At 63.4% G+C, this 14549-nt stretch carries 12 protein-coding genes; 2 read left to right on the top strand and 10 right to left on the bottom strand.

The window, feature by feature from the left end; genetic code table 11:
• The first annotated feature begins 38 nt into the window (after positions 1 to 38).
• A complete protein-coding gene (locus QQK16_RS17625; protein WP_284197793.1) occupies positions 39 to 413 on the top strand; it encodes a hypothetical protein in 375 nt (124 codons plus the stop codon).
• Between the two features lie 128 nt (positions 414 to 541).
• Here the strand turns inward: QQK16_RS17625 and QQK16_RS17620 are convergent, their stop codons facing one another.
• From QQK16_RS17620 to recQ, 3 genes are all read right to left on the bottom strand, one after another.
• On the bottom strand, positions 542 to 1861 hold the full coding sequence (locus QQK16_RS17620; protein ID WP_284197792.1) for a GAF domain-containing protein: 1320 nt from the start codon (positions 1859 to 1861) through the stop codon (positions 542 to 544).
• Positions 1858 to 2334: a pyridoxamine 5'-phosphate oxidase family protein gene (locus QQK16_RS17615; protein ID WP_284197791.1), complete on the bottom strand. Its 477-nt coding sequence runs from the start codon at positions 2332 to 2334 to the stop codon at positions 1858 to 1860. The genes QQK16_RS17620 and QQK16_RS17615 overlap by 4 nt, the downstream gene beginning before the upstream one ends.
• Before the next feature lie 239 nt (positions 2335 to 2573).
• Positions 2574 to 4379: a DNA helicase RecQ gene (recQ, locus tag QQK16_RS17610; RefSeq protein WP_284197790.1), complete on the bottom strand. Its 1806-nt coding sequence runs from the start codon at positions 4377 to 4379 to the stop codon at positions 2574 to 2576.
• A gap of 118 nt (positions 4380 to 4497) precedes the next feature.
• Here recQ and QQK16_RS17605 point away from each other — a divergent pair, with 118 nt between their 5' ends.
• Positions 4498 to 4818, top strand: coding sequence for a hypothetical protein (locus QQK16_RS17605; RefSeq protein WP_284197789.1), 321 nt, complete (start codon positions 4498 to 4500; stop codon positions 4816 to 4818).
• A 161-nt stretch (positions 4819 to 4979) separates the two neighbouring features.
• On the opposite strand, the gene QQK16_RS17600 is transcribed toward QQK16_RS17605, so the two are convergent.
• The 7 genes from QQK16_RS17600 to gspL form a co-directional block, all read right to left on the bottom strand.
• Positions 4980 to 5636, bottom strand: coding sequence for a hypothetical protein (locus QQK16_RS17600; protein ID WP_284197788.1), 657 nt, complete (start codon positions 5634 to 5636; stop codon positions 4980 to 4982).
• Positions 5637 to 5772: 136 nt separating this feature from the next.
• On the bottom strand, positions 5773 to 6216 hold the full coding sequence (locus QQK16_RS17595; protein WP_284197787.1) for a retropepsin-like aspartic protease family protein: 444 nt from the start codon (positions 6214 to 6216) through the stop codon (positions 5773 to 5775).
• Between the two features lie 99 nt (positions 6217 to 6315).
• Positions 6316 to 10272 carry a phosphoribosylformylglycinamidine synthase gene (gene purL, locus QQK16_RS17590; protein WP_284197786.1) on the bottom strand — a complete coding sequence of 1319 codons (3957 nt, stop codon included), beginning with the start codon at positions 10270 to 10272 and terminating at the stop codon, positions 6316 to 6318.
• A gap of 158 nt (positions 10273 to 10430) precedes the next feature.
• Positions 10431 to 11834 carry a glutamate--tRNA ligase gene (gene gltX, locus QQK16_RS17585; protein WP_284197785.1) on the bottom strand — a complete coding sequence of 468 codons (1404 nt, stop codon included), beginning with the start codon at positions 11832 to 11834 and terminating at the stop codon, positions 10431 to 10433.
• Positions 11835 to 11972: 138 nt separating this feature from the next.
• Positions 11973 to 12713: a type II secretion system protein N gene (locus tag QQK16_RS17580; RefSeq protein WP_284197784.1), complete on the bottom strand. Its 741-nt coding sequence runs from the start codon at positions 12711 to 12713 to the stop codon at positions 11973 to 11975.
• Complete coding sequence (gene gspM / locus QQK16_RS17575) at positions 12710 to 13177, bottom strand: type II secretion system protein GspM (RefSeq protein ID WP_284197783.1); 468 nt, start codon at positions 13175 to 13177, stop codon at positions 12710 to 12712. Before gspM ends, QQK16_RS17580 begins: the two co-directional genes overlap by 4 nt.
• Positions 13174 to 14340 (bottom strand): type II secretion system protein GspL, encoded by a 1167-nt coding sequence (gspL, locus tag QQK16_RS17570; protein ID WP_284197782.1) that lies wholly within the window; start codon positions 14338 to 14340, stop codon positions 13174 to 13176. Before gspL ends, gspM begins: the two co-directional genes overlap by 4 nt.
• Positions 14341 to 14549 lie beyond the last annotated feature (209 nt).

Genomic DNA, 14549 nt, shown 5'->3' with positions numbered 1-14549 from the left:
CGGCCTATTTTTTTGTCTGCCTTTTGTAGGGACCGATCGTGATGCACGCACATGCCAAAACCTGGGTCTACCTGGCGCTGGTCTACTTTCTGGTGGCCATCTTCCTGGGGGTACAGATGGGAGTAAGCCAGGATTACGCCCTGCGCTCCGTTCATACCCATGTCCATTTGCTGGGTTGGGTGTCGTTGACGCTGACAGGGCTGGTCTACCATTTCTTTCCCCACGCAGGGCAAAGCCGCATGGCGCATGTGCATTTCTGGCTCTACAACAGCGGCACCCCCTTGATGTTGGTGGCTCTGGCCTTGTTTGCTCGGGGCCAAGGGGCGGCTCAGCCAGTGATTGCCATCGGCAGCGTCATGGTGTTGCTGGCGGTGGTGCTGTTTGTATTCAATGTGCTGCGGCACCGGGGGTAGTGCGGGCGCGGTGCGGGGCCGCCAGGGCAAGCCTGGCGTTGGACGTCAGCGCTACCTGTGCCGGTACGCGTGACGCTGTCGCTTAACCGTAGGTATCCACAACCGGCGCTCAGACCTTGAACAGGCTTTCAGGCGTCGCTGGTCACTTCACCGTCTACCAGGCGCACCGGTCGTTCCAGTCGCAGGCGGAAACGGCCTCGGCCGAGTTTTTCCAGGCCCAGCCAGTCGCAACGCTCTGCCAGCCGACGCTGAAGCAGTAGCAGGCGGGTTTCCAGGTTGTCGTCGAAGTCGGGCAGGCGCAGGCGTGGGTCCAGCCGCAGGGCACGGTTGCTGGATTCGCTGCGGCCTTCGCGCTGGTGATCGTTGAGCAGCAGCCAAAGCACGGCGCCCGCCACCCCCTTGATCAGGTAGTCATCGTCCAGGAAGACGCTTTGGGTGGTACCAAAATACCGTATGGTGACCGTGGGGCCAATGGCAACCGGCGCACTGCGAGGCGGCTCTGGTAGGGGCTCGGCGATCTCGGTGGGCCGCGTAAGCCAGCGCATGGCCAGGCCCAGTTGCTGGGCGATGGCGACCAGGGCGTCTTCGTCTTCGAAATCGAAACGGCGCGATTCGGCGCTTTCCACATACAGTACGCCCGCCAGCCAGCTACCAGCCTCTATCGGTACGGCTAGGCGACTGTGTGGGTGATGCAGGGCGGGGATGGGGATTTCCATGCCCAGCAAGGGGGGCAAGCGCTGTAGTGCCGGCAGATTGTAATCGTTGGCCAGGCCACTGATTCGTATGGGCATGCGCAACTGGGCAACGCTGCCTATCATGCCACGGCCTATCTCCACTTCCGATCCCACGCCAGACTGGGCGTAGCCTCGGCTGGCCACGGTATACAGCCAGCGGCCCGATTCATCCACGCAGAGTACCAGTGCGTGATCCATGCCCATCAGTTCGGCTAGGCTGTTCAGCACCAGATCGAAGGCCTGCGAGAGTTCATCGGCAGCGGCCAGTTTCTGCGACAGCAGCCGTACTGCCGCCAGGCGATTGCAGGGAGCGGGCGGCAGCGGCAATTGCGGGCCGGGCAGGGCTTCAACCGTGAGCACCCGGCAGATGTCGGCACCCAGCAGAGGCACGCCTTGGGCCACGCCGTTGAGCCGCGCCTGCATGGCGATATAGACCGCACCGTCCGACTCGGTACGCAGGTATTCGATGGCCAGCCGGTAGCGTGCTGCGGTATCGGGATGCACCACGGTGGCGGCAGCGCGCGGATTGCCCAGCAGGTTTTCGCGTAGCGTGGTGGTATAGCAATAGGGCAGGGCGATATGGTTGGCGTCAACAAAGTGCAATTGCGCCAGTTCACAGATGTCGGGCACGCCCGTGGCCGAGCTGGTGGCCAGTTGTGCGGGTAGGCTGCCTTCCAGGCAGGCACGTACCTGTTCTGCGTCGAGTCGGCTCATACTGCGCTCCTTTGCAGCATGCCGGACAGTGGGCGTATCAGCTCCGCCAGGGTGAAGCGCACGCCAACCAAGTCTTGCTGATCGTCGCACAAGGCATAGCTGTAGCGGGTGCCAAAGCCTAGGGGCAGCAGTTCCGCGGCCACGGCCTCCCGTTGAGCCTCTATGCAGGCTTGGGCGTTGTCAGGCAGGGGGACTTCCTGGGCATCGCGGCCCTTCAGTTGCAGCTTTTGTGGTTGCCCCGGCTGGCTGGCCAGCAAGGCGATATGCGGGTTGCCAGCAATATCAGCCAGCAAGCGGCCGGCCTGTTTGCGCGACAGCAGCACGGTCACGGTACGCTTGTCCCCGTCGACCAGGCAGGCCAACGCAGGTGCGATGGTGGGCGAGAGGAAGGCGTCGCAGGATGCCAGGGCAAGCAGGCGGCCGCCTTGCAGGAAGGCGATCAGTTCTTCGGTGAGCGTAGCGTGGGCAGACATGGCGTGCGGATGATAGCGGGGGCCGGCTTGCAGCGAAACCGCTAATGTATATTCCGCCTATGACAGTTGGCGGTGCGCACGATCCGCCAGCCGGAAAAACCAGCCCATACGGTCGGCGCATCTGGCTTGCTGTCGCCAACTATACCCAGCATGGCGGTTCTGGCGGGGTATGTGAGCTCAGGCGTGCGGTACTTGCCGGATGGCCTCCCTGCGGCAAAAACGCGACAAGTGCTATGGCTTCATTCGGCGTGCAGTGCCTCAAGAAAGGCGAGACCGTAACGCTCCAGCTTTTGCGCGCCTACACCGGAGATGTGGGCCATGTCGGCCAGGGTGCCAGGCTTGGCATCCAGCATGGCTTTGAGGGTGGCGTCGGTAAAGATCAGGTAGGCCGGTACGCTTTGCTCATCGGCCAGCTCGCGCCGCTTCTGTCGCAACCGCTGCCACAGCGCTTCATCCTGCGGGGCAATGTCCTGGCTGGCTGCACTGCGTTTCTTGTCGCGCTCGGTCTTGTCACGCTTCTTATCTGGCAGGCCGCGCAGCCGCAATGCCTGCTCGCCACGCAGCAAGGGCCGGGCAGTGTCGGTCAGTTGCAGGCCGCCGAATTCGGGTTCGGTCTGCAGGTAGCCTGCTGCCAGCAACTGGCGCAGGACCGAGCGCCAGCCAGCCTCTGGCATGTCGGTGCCTATGCCAAAGGTGGTGACGCGGTCATGGAAGTGCTGCTTGACCTTGTCGGTGGCCTTGCCCAGCAGCACGTCGATCACATGGCCCGCGCCGAAGCGCTGACCGGTACGGAACACGCAGCTGAGCGCCTTGCGGGCGGCTTCTGTGGCATCCCATGTGGTGGGTGGGTTCAGGCAGTTGTCGCAGTTGCCGCAGTCGGCTGATTGCTCGCCAAAATAGGCCAGTATGACCTGGCGCCGGCAGGCAACAGTCTCGGCCAGGCCCAGCATGGCATTGAGCTTTTGCCGCTCAACCTGCTTTTGCGCTTCGGGTGCCTGGCCACTTTCTATCATTTCCTTCAGCTGCATCACATCGTTCAAGCCATAGGCCAGCCAGGCGCTGGAGGGCAGGCCGTCGCGGCCGGCACGGCCGGTTTCCTGGTAGTAGCCTTCCAGGCTCTTGGGCAAGTCGATATGGGCAACGAAGCGTACATCCGGCTTGTCTATGCCCATGCCAAAGGCAATGGTGGCCACCATGACGATACCTTCCTCACGCAGGAAGCGCGTCTGGTTGCGGGCGCGCAGCTCGGCATTCATGCCGGCATGGTAGGGCAGGGCGGTGATGCCGTTGTCGCAGAGGAACTGGGCCGTCTCCTCCACCCGCTTGCGCGAAAGGCAGTAGACAATACCGGCATCGCCATCGTGCTCGCGTTCGATAAAGGCCAGTAGTTGCTTGCGGGCATTGTCCTTTTCGACGATGCGATAGCGGATATTCGGGCGGTCGAAACTGGAGACGAACTGGGCGGCATCTTCCAGTGCCAGTCTTTGCACAATCTCACGCCGGGTAGCCGCATCGGCCGTGGCCGTCAGGGCAATGCGCGGTACAGCCGGATAGCGCTCGTGCAGCAGCGAGAGGCCGATGTACTCTGGCCGGAAATCGTGGCCCCACTGGCTGACGCAGTGCGCCTCGTCAATGGCAAACAGGGCGGCTGGCGTATGCTCCAGCAAGGCCAGGAATCGGGGAGTCAGCAGGCGCTCGGGTGCGACATAAAGTAGCTTGAGTTCGCCGCGCAGATAGCGTTGCTCCACCTCACGGGCGGCATTGTTGTCCAGGGTGGAATTCAGGAAGGCGGCTTCCACCCCCAACTGGTGCAGGCCCTCGACCTGATCCTGCATCAGTGCGATCAGGGGGGAGACCACCACGGCGCAACCGGGGCGCATCAGCGCGGGAATCTGATAGCACAGCGACTTGCCGCCGCCGGTAGGCATCAGTACCAGCGCATCGCCGCCTTGGGCAACATGCTCGACGATCTCGGCCTGGCGGCCACGGAAGTGGTCGTAGCCGAAGATGGTTTGCAGCAGGGAAAGGGCAGAAGAGGCGGACACGGCACTAACAGATGGAGGCAAGCGTCGATTATACCGGTTGCCTGACTTACATTCCCTGTTGTCGTACCGGTTTGATTCTGGTGACAATGCTGGGCAGTTCAATCGGAGGGAGGGCGGCATGTCGATACGTCAGCGCGGTGGAGCGAAGCTGGCCGGTAGTGGATTGGCTTTTGCGGGTGTCTTTTATGCCGTGCTTCAGCACAAATCCTTGGGCAGCAGCCATGCCGGCCCCATTGCCTTGATTGCCATGGGCGCCCCTGGTGCATTTGCACTGGTTGGTTTGTTTGAACTGGTGAGCGGCCTGCCTTTTACCAAGGCTGCCGAGGCCTGGGACAGCCTGGAGGGATGGCAGCGGGGTGTGTTGGGGCTGATGGTGGTAGTACTGGCCTTTGCCTTAGTGATCGGTGGCATGGTGCTGTATGCCACGCTGAACGGCTAGTTCATGCCAAGTGCTGGAGCCAGTTAAAAGGGATAACGAGCGTCAGCGAGGCACCCGCGCGGCGGGCGTGGGGTAAGTCAGGGAAGAGCACCATGTATCAGGCTGCCTGCGTCTGATCCGTTCGTCATCAACCATCGACGACGTGCATCCATGACAGGCTATCAACGGCTAGCCAGCTGTTTGCTCGGCCGGTAGTCGCTGTAGGTCTGTATCAGGTTCTGCTTCAGCTCCTTCACACCACCTATATTGCCTTGCAGTATGGTCTGGGCGCGGGCAGGTAGCAGGGCACCGCTGGCGTGGCGGCTGAAATCCACCTGTATGCTGAATTTCTCTATCTTGGCGACCAGCTTGGCCCGGAACGGCTCGGGGTTGTAGAGCAGGATGCTGGCTATTTCACCGGTCGGTGCCAGGGTCAAGGTGCCTGCCAGTTGCTCGGGGTCGACCTCGGTGAGGCTGTCATTGGGTTTGACATTGAAGCGATAGCGCAGCGGTTTGGGGCCGGCATCCAGCGGCGTCAACGAGGCGGCATCAACCAGGTCGCGAAAGCGCAGGGTGCGGCTGTTCTTTTTGCGGCGCTCCTGATAGCTGGCCTGCTGCTCGGCCGTGGCGGGCTTGCCGTCTATCAGCTCCAGCTGCCATTCCTTGCCGATGTTGTCCGGGTCATGCCGTATCAGACGATTGCTATCCCCCGACTCCTGCACGCGGTAATGCCACTGATAGCTATCGTGTTTTTTCAGTTCGGCCAGGGCATCCTGCGCGGGATTGGCGGCGGCGTTGGCGGCAAACAGCAGGCTGAGCAGGGCGAGTAGGGATTTCATGGTGTCCTGGGCTAGGTTGGCGTAACGATCAGAGCAGGATGCGTGGCGCGGGTTCCTCAGGATATATAAAAAACAGCCCGTGATGACGGGCTGTTGGGGGGAAACGCGAACGGTTCGGTTTTTTTGCGACAGTGGCTTATTCGGATGGGCTGCGAGCCTGTTCCGGTACGCTGATCTGCATACGATCTCCCTGCATGGTGACTGCCAGGTGCTTAAGGGCGCTCATGCCCAGCAGTACCTCATCCGGGTCGCCAAAGTTGGGGCTCATATTGGCGGGGATGTCGCGCAGGATAATGTCTCCCAACCGCAGCTCGGCGATGCGGGTGAGGTAGCCCTCCACCTCGCCATTGGCGGTGGAAATGGCAATGGCGCGCCCAGGCTGCAGGCCCAGCTTCTGGGCCAGGCGCATGTCCATGGCCACGCCGGTGGCGCCGGTATCCAGCATCAGTTTGACGACCTGGCCGTTGATCTGGCCTTCCAGCCGATAGTGGCCGTCGCGGGCGCGTTGCAGCTCCAGCACTCTGCCCGACAGATTGCTGATGCGGTTAGGCACCTCTTGCTGCTCTAGCAGGCTGCGCATGCCAAGAAACAGCATGGCCAGAACAAGCAGCCAGAGCCCAATATTGGGCCCCCAGTGCTGCCACCATTGCCGGCTTAGCATGTGCGCGCCATCCGCCTGTCAGCCCAGCCACTTGCGGGCGTTGCGGAACATGCGCATCCAGCCGCTATCTTCGCCCCAGCTTTCCGGATGCCAGCTGAGCGTCGCCGTGCGGAAGGTACGCTCGGGGTGCGGCATCATGATGCTGAAACGGCCGTCGCCGGTGGTGACGCCAGCAATGCCGTCGGGCGAGCCATTGGGGTTTTGCGGATAGGTCTCGGTGGCCTGGCCACGATCATCGACGTAGCGCAGCGCGGTGATGACCTGCTTGCGCTGGCTGGATTCGGCGAATACGGCCCGGCCTTCGCCATGCGAGACCACGACCGGCATGCGTGCACCCTGCATGCCCTCAAAGAACAGGCTGGGACTCTTGGCGACTTCGGCCATGACCAGCCGGGCCTCGAACTGCTCGGAGGCATTGCGGCGGAACTTGGGCCAATCCTGCGCACCGGGGATGATCTCGGCCAGGTTGGACATCATCTGGCAGCCATTGCAGACGCCCAGAGCAAAGGTGTCGCTGCGTCCGAAGAAGCGGCTGAACTCTTCGCGGCCCAGGCTGTTGAACAGGATGGACTTGGCCCAGCCTTCTCCCGCGCCCAGTACATCGCCGTAGCTGAAGCCGCCGCAGGCGGCAAAGCCCTGGAAATCCTGGAGCGAGAGCCGGCCGCTGAGGATGTCGGACATGTGCACATCCAGCGCGGTAAAGCCGGCGCGGTCGAATGCGGCAGCCATTTCGAGATGGCCGTTGACGCCTTGCTCGCGCAGGATGGCGATGCGTGGCTTGATGCCCTTGGCGATATAGGGGGCGGCCACATCCTCGCTGGGATCGAAATTCAGGTCGGCGTAGAGGCCCCTGGCATGCTTGTCGTCGAGGCGGGCGTACTCGCTGTCTGCACAGGCGGGGTTGTCGCGCAGGCGCTGCAACTGCCAGCTGGTCTGCGACCAGGCCTTGTGCAGATCGGTGCGGCTTTCGCTGAACACCAAGCGATTGCGCTTCTTGATCTTGAGCTTGTCGTCGTCGTTGGGCGAACCGATCACGTGCAGCTGGCTACGAATGCCCACGGCAAAGAAGGCCGCCATGACAGCGTGGGTGTCGCTGCGGCGTACCTGCAGCACGGCGCCCAGTTCTTCGTTGAACAGCACGCCCATCAGACGGCCGTTTTCGGCGCGAGCCACCGATTCGGGGTTGATCTCGCCGTATTCGCGTTCGTTGCGGCGGCGCTCTATGCACAACTCGTCCACATCAAGCGTTACACCGACATGGCCGGCAAACATCATCTCGGCCACCGTGACCAGCAGGCCGCCATCGCCACGGTCGTGGTAGGCCAGCAGCTTGCCCTGGGCATTGAGTTGCTGGACCACGCCAAAGAAGGCGGCAAGGGCTTGCGGGTCTTCCAGGTCTGGAGCGTGGTTGCCTACCTGTTTGTAGACCTGGGCCAGGGCCGAGCCGGAGAGGCGGCATTTGCCGTTGCCAAGGTCGATCAGGATCAGGTCGGTATCGCCCTGATCGGTCTTCAGCTGCGGGGTCAGGGTGCGGCGTACGTCACTGACTGGGGCAAAGGCGGAGACGATCAGCGACAGGGGCGCAACCACGGCCTTGTTCTCGCCCTTGTCCTGCCATACGGTCTTCATGGACAGACTGTCCTTGCCCACCGGTATGCTGACACCGAGGGCAATGCTGAGATCACGTACGGCCTCGACGGTGTCATACAGGCGGGCATCCTCGCCGGGGTGGCCGGCGGCGGCCATCCAGTTGGCCGACAGCTTGACGTCGCCCAGCTTGGCCACCGGTGCGGCTGCCAGATTGGTGATGGCTTCACCCAGCGCCATGCGGCCCGATGCAGGGGCAGAGATCAGTGCCAGTGGGGTACGCTCGCCCATGGACATGGCCTCACCCAGGCAGGTCTCGTAACCCATGGTGGTCACGGCCACATCGGCCACCGGCACCTGCCAGGGGCCCACCATCTGGTCACGGGCGGTCATGCCACCGACCGACCGGTCGCCTATGGTGATCAGGAAGCTCTTGTCGGCGACGGCAGGCAGACGCAAAACGCGGTAGGTGGCATCGTGCAGGTCCAGGCCGCTAGAGTCGAACATGGGCAGGTCGGGGTTGAGCCGCTGTACGTCGCGCGTCATCTTGGGCGGCTTGCCCAGCAGCACGTCCATCGGCATGTCGACCGGCTTGTTGCCGAAGTGGCTGTCGGCCAGTTCCAGCTGCTTTTCCAGGGTGGCGGTTCCCACCACGGCGAAGGGGCAGCGCTCGCGGTCGGCCATGGCCTTGAAGGTGGGCAGGTCGGCTGCTGCAATGGCCAGGACGTAACGCTCCTGCGATTCGTTGCACCAGATCTGCAGCGGGGACATGCCCTTTTCTTCGATATGGATATCGCGCAGCTTGAATTGGGCGCCGCGATCCGAGCCATGCACCAGCTCGGGCAGGGCATTGGACAGGCCCCCTGCGCCCACATCGTGAATGCTGAGGATGGGGTTCTTGTCGCCGAGCTGCCAGCAGCGGTCGATGACCTCCTGGGCGCGGCGCTCGATTTCGGGGTTGCCGCGCTGGACAGAATCGAAGTCCAGGTCGGCTGCGTTGGCACCGGTATCCATGGAGGAGGCGGCGCCACCACCGAGGCCGATGAGCATGCCAGGGCCACCCAGCACGATGATGAGGGCGCCGGCCGGGATATCGTGCTTGCCGACATGGTCACCGTCGATGTTGCCCAGGCCGCCGGCGATCATGATGGGCTTGTGATAGCCGCGCATCTCACCCAGGTGGCTTTCTTCGTAGGTACGGAAGTAGCCGGTGAGGTTGGGGCGGCCAAACTCGTTATTGAAGGCCGCACCGCCGATAGGTCCGTCCAGCATGATCTGCAGGGCAGAGACGATGCGGGCGGGCTTGCCATATTCGAGCTGGGTGTCGGAGTGGACTTCCCAGGGCTGCTTGAACCCAGGGATATTGAGGTTGGACACAGTGAAGCCGGTCAACCCTGCCTTGGGGCGTGAGCCACGACCGGTGGCGCCCTCGTCGCGTATCTCGCCGCCGGCACCAGTGGACGCGCCAGCGAAGGGGGAGATGGCGGTGGGGTGGTTGTGTGTTTCCACCTTCATCAGGATATGGGTGGGGCGGGCGTTGTAGCGGTATTCCTGGCTGCCCGGCTGGGGATAGAAGCGCAGGATGCCAGCGCCTTCGATCACCGAGGAGTTGTCGGAGTAAGCGACCACGGTGCCCTCAGGGTGGGCCTTGTGGGTGTCGCGTATCATGCCGAACAGGGACTTGGCCTGGGCTTCGCCGTCGATGACGAAGTCGGCATTGAATATCTTGTGGCGGCAATGCTCGGAGTTTGCCTGGGCGAACATCATCAGTTCGATGTCGTTCGGATTGCGGCCCAGTTTCTGGAAGTTTTCTACCAGGTAGTCGATCTCATCGGCCGACAGCGCCAGGCCCATGTCGCGGTTGGCGGCTTCCAGTGCCGGCCGGCCGCCGCCGAGGATGTCCACGCTGGCCAGTGGCTGGGGTTCGACGTGGCGGAACAGGCCGGCTATGCCGTCGAAGTCCGGCCAGACGGTTTCGGTCATGCGGTCATGTGCCAGTTCGGTGAGCTTGGCTAGCTCGGCGGGGCCAAGGTCGCGACCGGCGTACAGGGCCATGCCACGCTCGATGCGGATGACTTTGTCCAGGCCGCAGAGGCCGATGATGTCGGTGGCCTTGGATGACCACGGCGATATGGTGCCCAGTCGGGGGGTGATCAGGACCATGCTGCCCTTGGCGCGGCTGGCGTCGGCGGCATTGTCATCAGACAGGATGCGGTCCAGTTTATGCGCCTCGTCGGCGTCCAGGTCTGCGCTCAGCTCGACGAAATGCCAGAACTCGGCATAGGGCGCCAGGCCGGTGATGCCGGCGTCCTTCAGGCCATTGATCAGTTTTTCGAGACGGAAAGCGGAGAGGGCGATACCGCCGCGAAGCTTGAGGAGGGTGGGCATAAGGAGCGAACCGGTCCGTTTGATCGGGGATGAGGCGGCGAATTTTACCGGAAAAGTGGCGCGGCTTGGAGCCGTTGGGCAGAAGAAGATGCGGATTTAAAAGCAAAAACGGACGATTGCTCGTCCGTTTTTGCTGATGCTGCCAGGGTAATGCTGGCTCAGGCGGCCGTCTGGAGTGTGTGGCTCAGGCGCTTGAGCACTTCGTCCTTGCCCAGCAGGGCCAGTACCAGATCCACCGATGGAGTCTGGGTGGTGCCGCACAGGGCGGCACGTAGCGGCATGCCGACCAGGGGCATCTTTACCCCTTCGGCGGCCACAAAGGTCTTGATGGCGGCAGAGAGGGTGGGGGCATCCCAGGCGGTATCGGCCAGCACCTTGTGAAAGCGTGCCAGTCGGCCGCGGGCTTCCTCGTTCAGATGCTGGGCGGCCAGTTCGGCTGGCGCGGCATCGTGACGGTAGAAATAGGTGGCTTGCGCTGCCAGGTCCATCAGGTTGGTGACGCGTTCCTTCAGCAGGCTGATCACCTCGGCCAGTGCAGGCCCCTGGGTGCTGTCGTAGCCCAGCTTGGTCAGGAAGGGGGTGGTCAGCTCAGCCAGCCGCTGGTTGTCGGCTGCCTTCATATGCTGCTGGTTGATCCACAGCATCTTGTCGCGGTCGAAGCGCGAGGGGCTGGGGCTGACGTTCTTCAGGTCGAACCACTCGACGAACTGTGTCATGGTGAAAAACTCTTCGTCACCATGGCCCCAGCCCAGCCTGGCCAGGTAGTTCAGCAGGGCCTCTGGCAGTATGCCCTGCTCACTGTAATCGACCACGCTGACCGCGTCGCGTCGCTTGCTCATCTTCTGGCCGTTGGCATTCAGGATCATGGGCAGGTGGCCATAAACCGGCAGCGGGGCGCCGAGCGCTGCCAGGATATTGATCTGGCGCGGGGTATTGTTGACATGGTCGTCACCGCGGATGACGTGGGTGATGCCCATGTCCCAGTCATCGACCACTACGCAGAAGTTGTAGGTGGGGGTGCCGTCGGGCCGGGCGATGATCAGGTCATCCAGCTCCACATTGCCGATCTCGATGCGGCCCTTGACGGCATCGTCCCAGGCCACCACGCCATCTATGGGGTTGCGGAAGCGCACCACGGGTTGCACGCCTTCCGGTACGGGCGGCAGGGTCTTGCCGCGCTCTGGGCGCCAGGTGCGATCGTAGCGGGGCTTCTCACCACGCGCTTCGGCCTCGGCGCGCATCTGATCCAGCTCTTCCTTGGAGGAGTAGCAGTAGTAGGCGGTGCCAGCGGCCAGCATGTCCTGTATCACCACCTTGTAGCGATCCATGCGCTGCATCTGGTAGAACGGGCCCTCGTCATAGTCCAGGCCCACCCAGTGCATGCCATCCATGATGGCCTTGACGGATTCGGGGGTAGACCGTTCCAGGTCGGTGTCCTCTATGCGCAGTACGAACACGCCTTGTTGTTTGCGGGCGTAGGCCCAGGAAAACAGGGCGGTGCGGACGCCACCGATATGCAGGAGGCCGGTGGGCGAGGGGGCGAAGCGGGTGCGGACGGTCATGATGGGCCGGGTGTGCGAGAAAAGCGCACATTTTACCCGGTGACGAGAGGGGTGGCGAATCGTCTATGGCGGCCGAGGCTGGCGGGGGGCCTGGCCAGGGTGTCGCGCGCCCCTGCCGAGGCGCGCGCATGGGTGGTGCTAGCGGTAGTTGAAGCGCAGCATGCGCTCGCCGCCGGGATTGCCCTGGCCTACCTGATTGAGGAAGGGGCTGAGTACGGCCTCGGAGCCAGGGCTGGCTTGCAGGCCAACTTCGGCCGCCAGACCTTGGCTGGCCTCCCAGTGACCGCCGCCGTTCAGTTGCAGGCGGCCACCCAGGGTGGCCAGCTGGATGCGCAGGCCCTCGCCAGCGGGGCTCAGGGTCAGGCGATAGTCGCCCAGAGGAGAGACCATGGGGGCCAGGCTGGAGTTGGCGCCCAGCCAGTCCAGCGTCAGGGTGCCGGTGGGCTTGCCCGCCTGGTAGCGTAGTTCGGGGCTGGCCAGCCGCAGCTGGCCGCTCAGGCCATAGGGTTTGACGCCCTTGTCGAGCTGAAACACGGGTGCGGCGGCTACGGCCAGGTTGACTTCCTGTACGGCCAGGCCGCCCCAACCGATGGAAACAAGCCCTTGACCGCCGTCCAGCGTGATCTGGTAGGCGAGCCTGCCCTTGAGCAGTGCCTTGGGTTGCCAGGCCCAGTCCAATCTTTCGCCCAGGGCTGCGCCCTGTAGCAGTGGCTGGGCCGAGCCATGCCAGAGACTGCCTTGGGCGCCGGCCAGTTGCAGCTTGTCCTTGGTCTGGGCCGCAATGATGCTGCCCATGACCGTGGCGGGCAGCCGCAAAACCAAGAAGGCTGTGGTCAGCAGGGTCAGCAGCAACCACCAATGCCAGGAGAGGCGTTTCATCGCGTCCACTCCACGTCGGCATCGACATTGCCACCTTCGACGCTGCGCACCGAAAGCTTGCTGAGCGACCAGCCCTGTGCCTGGCTGCTGGCGAGCAGGGCGGTGACGGCGCTCCAAGCGACAGCCTTGGCGCTGAGGCTGCTGCGTTGGTTGTCGGCGCGGCTGATGCTAACGTTGTCGCCGCTCAGGCCCGCTGTGGCTGCCAGTGCGCCGATGTCAGCGGCGACGGTTGGGCCAGCTGGGCCGCCGGTGGCCTGGGCCAGATCGCGCTCGAAGCGGGCGGCATCGGCGCGCAAGGTCGGCAAGGTGCGTTGCAGGCGGCTGTGCTCGCTGAGCAGGGGGGAGACGATGGCGCTATAGATCAGGACCAGTAGAAGAATGCTGCCGCCCGCTGCCAGGATGGCTCTTTCGCGGGCATTGCGCTGCTTCCAGAATACTGTGAGCTGGGCGAGGACGTTGTTCATGATTGGGGTGTCAGTATAAGCCGGGTGCGATCAGTGCCGGAGGGGCGTACCTCTACCTTGCCGTTGGCGCTGAGCGCCTGTACGAGGTTGCCTAGTTGATCTGGGGCGGCCTGGTATTCCGCTTCGACCCGGCCTTCCAGGTAATCCAGCGTGACCAACGGTACACCAGAAGCCTGCAACTGGGGCGCTACTTTGAGTAGCGGCGCCAGACTGCCTGCTTGCGGGGCGAGTGCCGGGGTGGCGTTGCTTGCCAGCTTGGCTTGCAGCTGCAGGCGGGCATCCACCAGCGGTTCCTTGGGGAAGGCTTTGGTGTAGGCCGTATCTATGCCTTGTCGCAGGCGTTGCTCTTCGCTACGCCAGGACAGCCATTGGCCAGTGGTCACCAGGAGTGCCAGCAGCACGGCGCTGCCAGCCAGCCAGGCGGTGGGCCTAAGGCGGTTCCAGTCCACATCGAACTGGGGGCCGGCGGCGAATTCGCCTTGCAGCAGCTCTACGGCATCACCAGCTACGGCATTGCTGTAGGCATCGCCGTCGGCGAGTTGAACGGGGCGGCCGAGCGCAGCGGTCCAGCGATCCAGTGCAATCTCGGCCCGGGCGGTCTTGGGTGCGGCCAGCTCAAGCTGAGGCACATCGCCCAGCAGGGCGACCAGCAGCGGAGGCGGGTCTGCCGGGCTGACGGCGTCAAACCACTGCGATGTTTCGCCGGTACGGCGGGCCCAGCCGTTGCCGCACCAGAGCAATACGCTGCCATCGGCAGCTACCAGGGCGTCGGACGCCCAGGCGGCGCGTGGGCGGCGACCAACTTGGGTCAGGGTGTTCATCAGTTCGGCCAGCAGCTCCCTCTGAACTGCGGCTACACGGCATTGCTCGCCTACCAGTTGGTGGGCCAGGTGTTGCTCGGTGGGCTCGGCTAGTAGTACCTGATCCAGGGCAAACGGCAGCAACTTGCTCGCCTGTTTACCTGCGCCTTTGGGCAGGCTGACCGTGGTGCGCAGCACGCGGGCCGGTGGCAGGAATAACTCCACCCGGCTGGCTGCTGGCAGGGCACTTAGCGCAGAACGGCCGTGGCCGGATTGCGGGCCGTTGAGAGTGCGCCATTCCACTTCGGTGGCGGGCGAGGCAGGTAAAGCGGCTTCGGTGAGGAAGAGTCGTAGCGTGGTCACGACAGTGGGCCGTAGGGAGTGTTGTATAAAGTGTGCGCGAGTATGACACAGCGTTTCGAATTGTTGGCGCCGCCAGTATGCACCGTGGCGGCGTACAGACAGCTTGCACGGCGCGCTGCAGGGCCGTCGAGGGCGGTGAGGGATGGGGTTTCGGCGGGTGTCTGGACGGCCGCTTGATGACCGGGTTTGTTATTTACCCAATCTCTCGC

The sequence above is a fragment of the Chitinimonas prasina genome, assembly GCF_030160395.1.
Classification (GTDB): domain Bacteria; phylum Pseudomonadota; class Gammaproteobacteria; order Burkholderiales; family Chitinimonadaceae; genus Chitinimonas; species Chitinimonas prasina.
The sequence above is the reverse complement of the archived record's forward strand: the minus strand, read 5'-3'. Positions and strand labels throughout refer to the sequence as shown.

Bases quoted from the DNA above. Each gene is read 5' to 3' on its own strand.
- QQK16_RS17620 (WP_284197792.1), bottom strand. From the start codon at position 1,861: ATGAGCCGACTCGACGCAGAACAGGTACGTGCCTGCCTGGAAGGCAGC.
- QQK16_RS17615 (WP_284197791.1), bottom strand. From the start codon at position 2,334: ATGTCTGCCCACGCTACGCTCACCGAAGAACTGATCGCCTTCCTGCAA.
- QQK16_RS17605 (WP_284197789.1), top strand. From the start codon at position 4,498: ATGTCGATACGTCAGCGCGGTGGAGCGAAGCTGGCCGGTAGTGGATTG.
- QQK16_RS17600 (WP_284197788.1), bottom strand. From the start codon at position 5,636: ATGAAATCCCTACTCGCCCTGCTCAGCCTGCTGTTTGCCGCCAACGCC.
- QQK16_RS17595 (WP_284197787.1), bottom strand. From the start codon at position 6,216: ATGCGCAGCCTGCTAGAGCAGCAAGAGGTGCCTAACCGCATCAGCAAT.
- purL (WP_284197786.1), bottom strand. From the start codon at position 10,272: ATGCCCACCCTCCTCAAGCTTCGCGGCGGTATCGCCCTCTCCGCTTTC.
- gltX (WP_284197785.1), bottom strand. From the start codon at position 11,834: ATGACCGTCCGCACCCGCTTCGCCCCCTCGCCCACCGGCCTCCTGCAT.
- QQK16_RS17580 (WP_284197784.1), bottom strand. From the start codon at position 12,713: ATGAAACGCCTCTCCTGGCATTGGTGGTTGCTGCTGACCCTGCTGACC.
- gspM (WP_284197783.1), bottom strand. From the start codon at position 13,177: ATGAACAACGTCCTCGCCCAGCTCACAGTATTCTGGAAGCAGCGCAAT.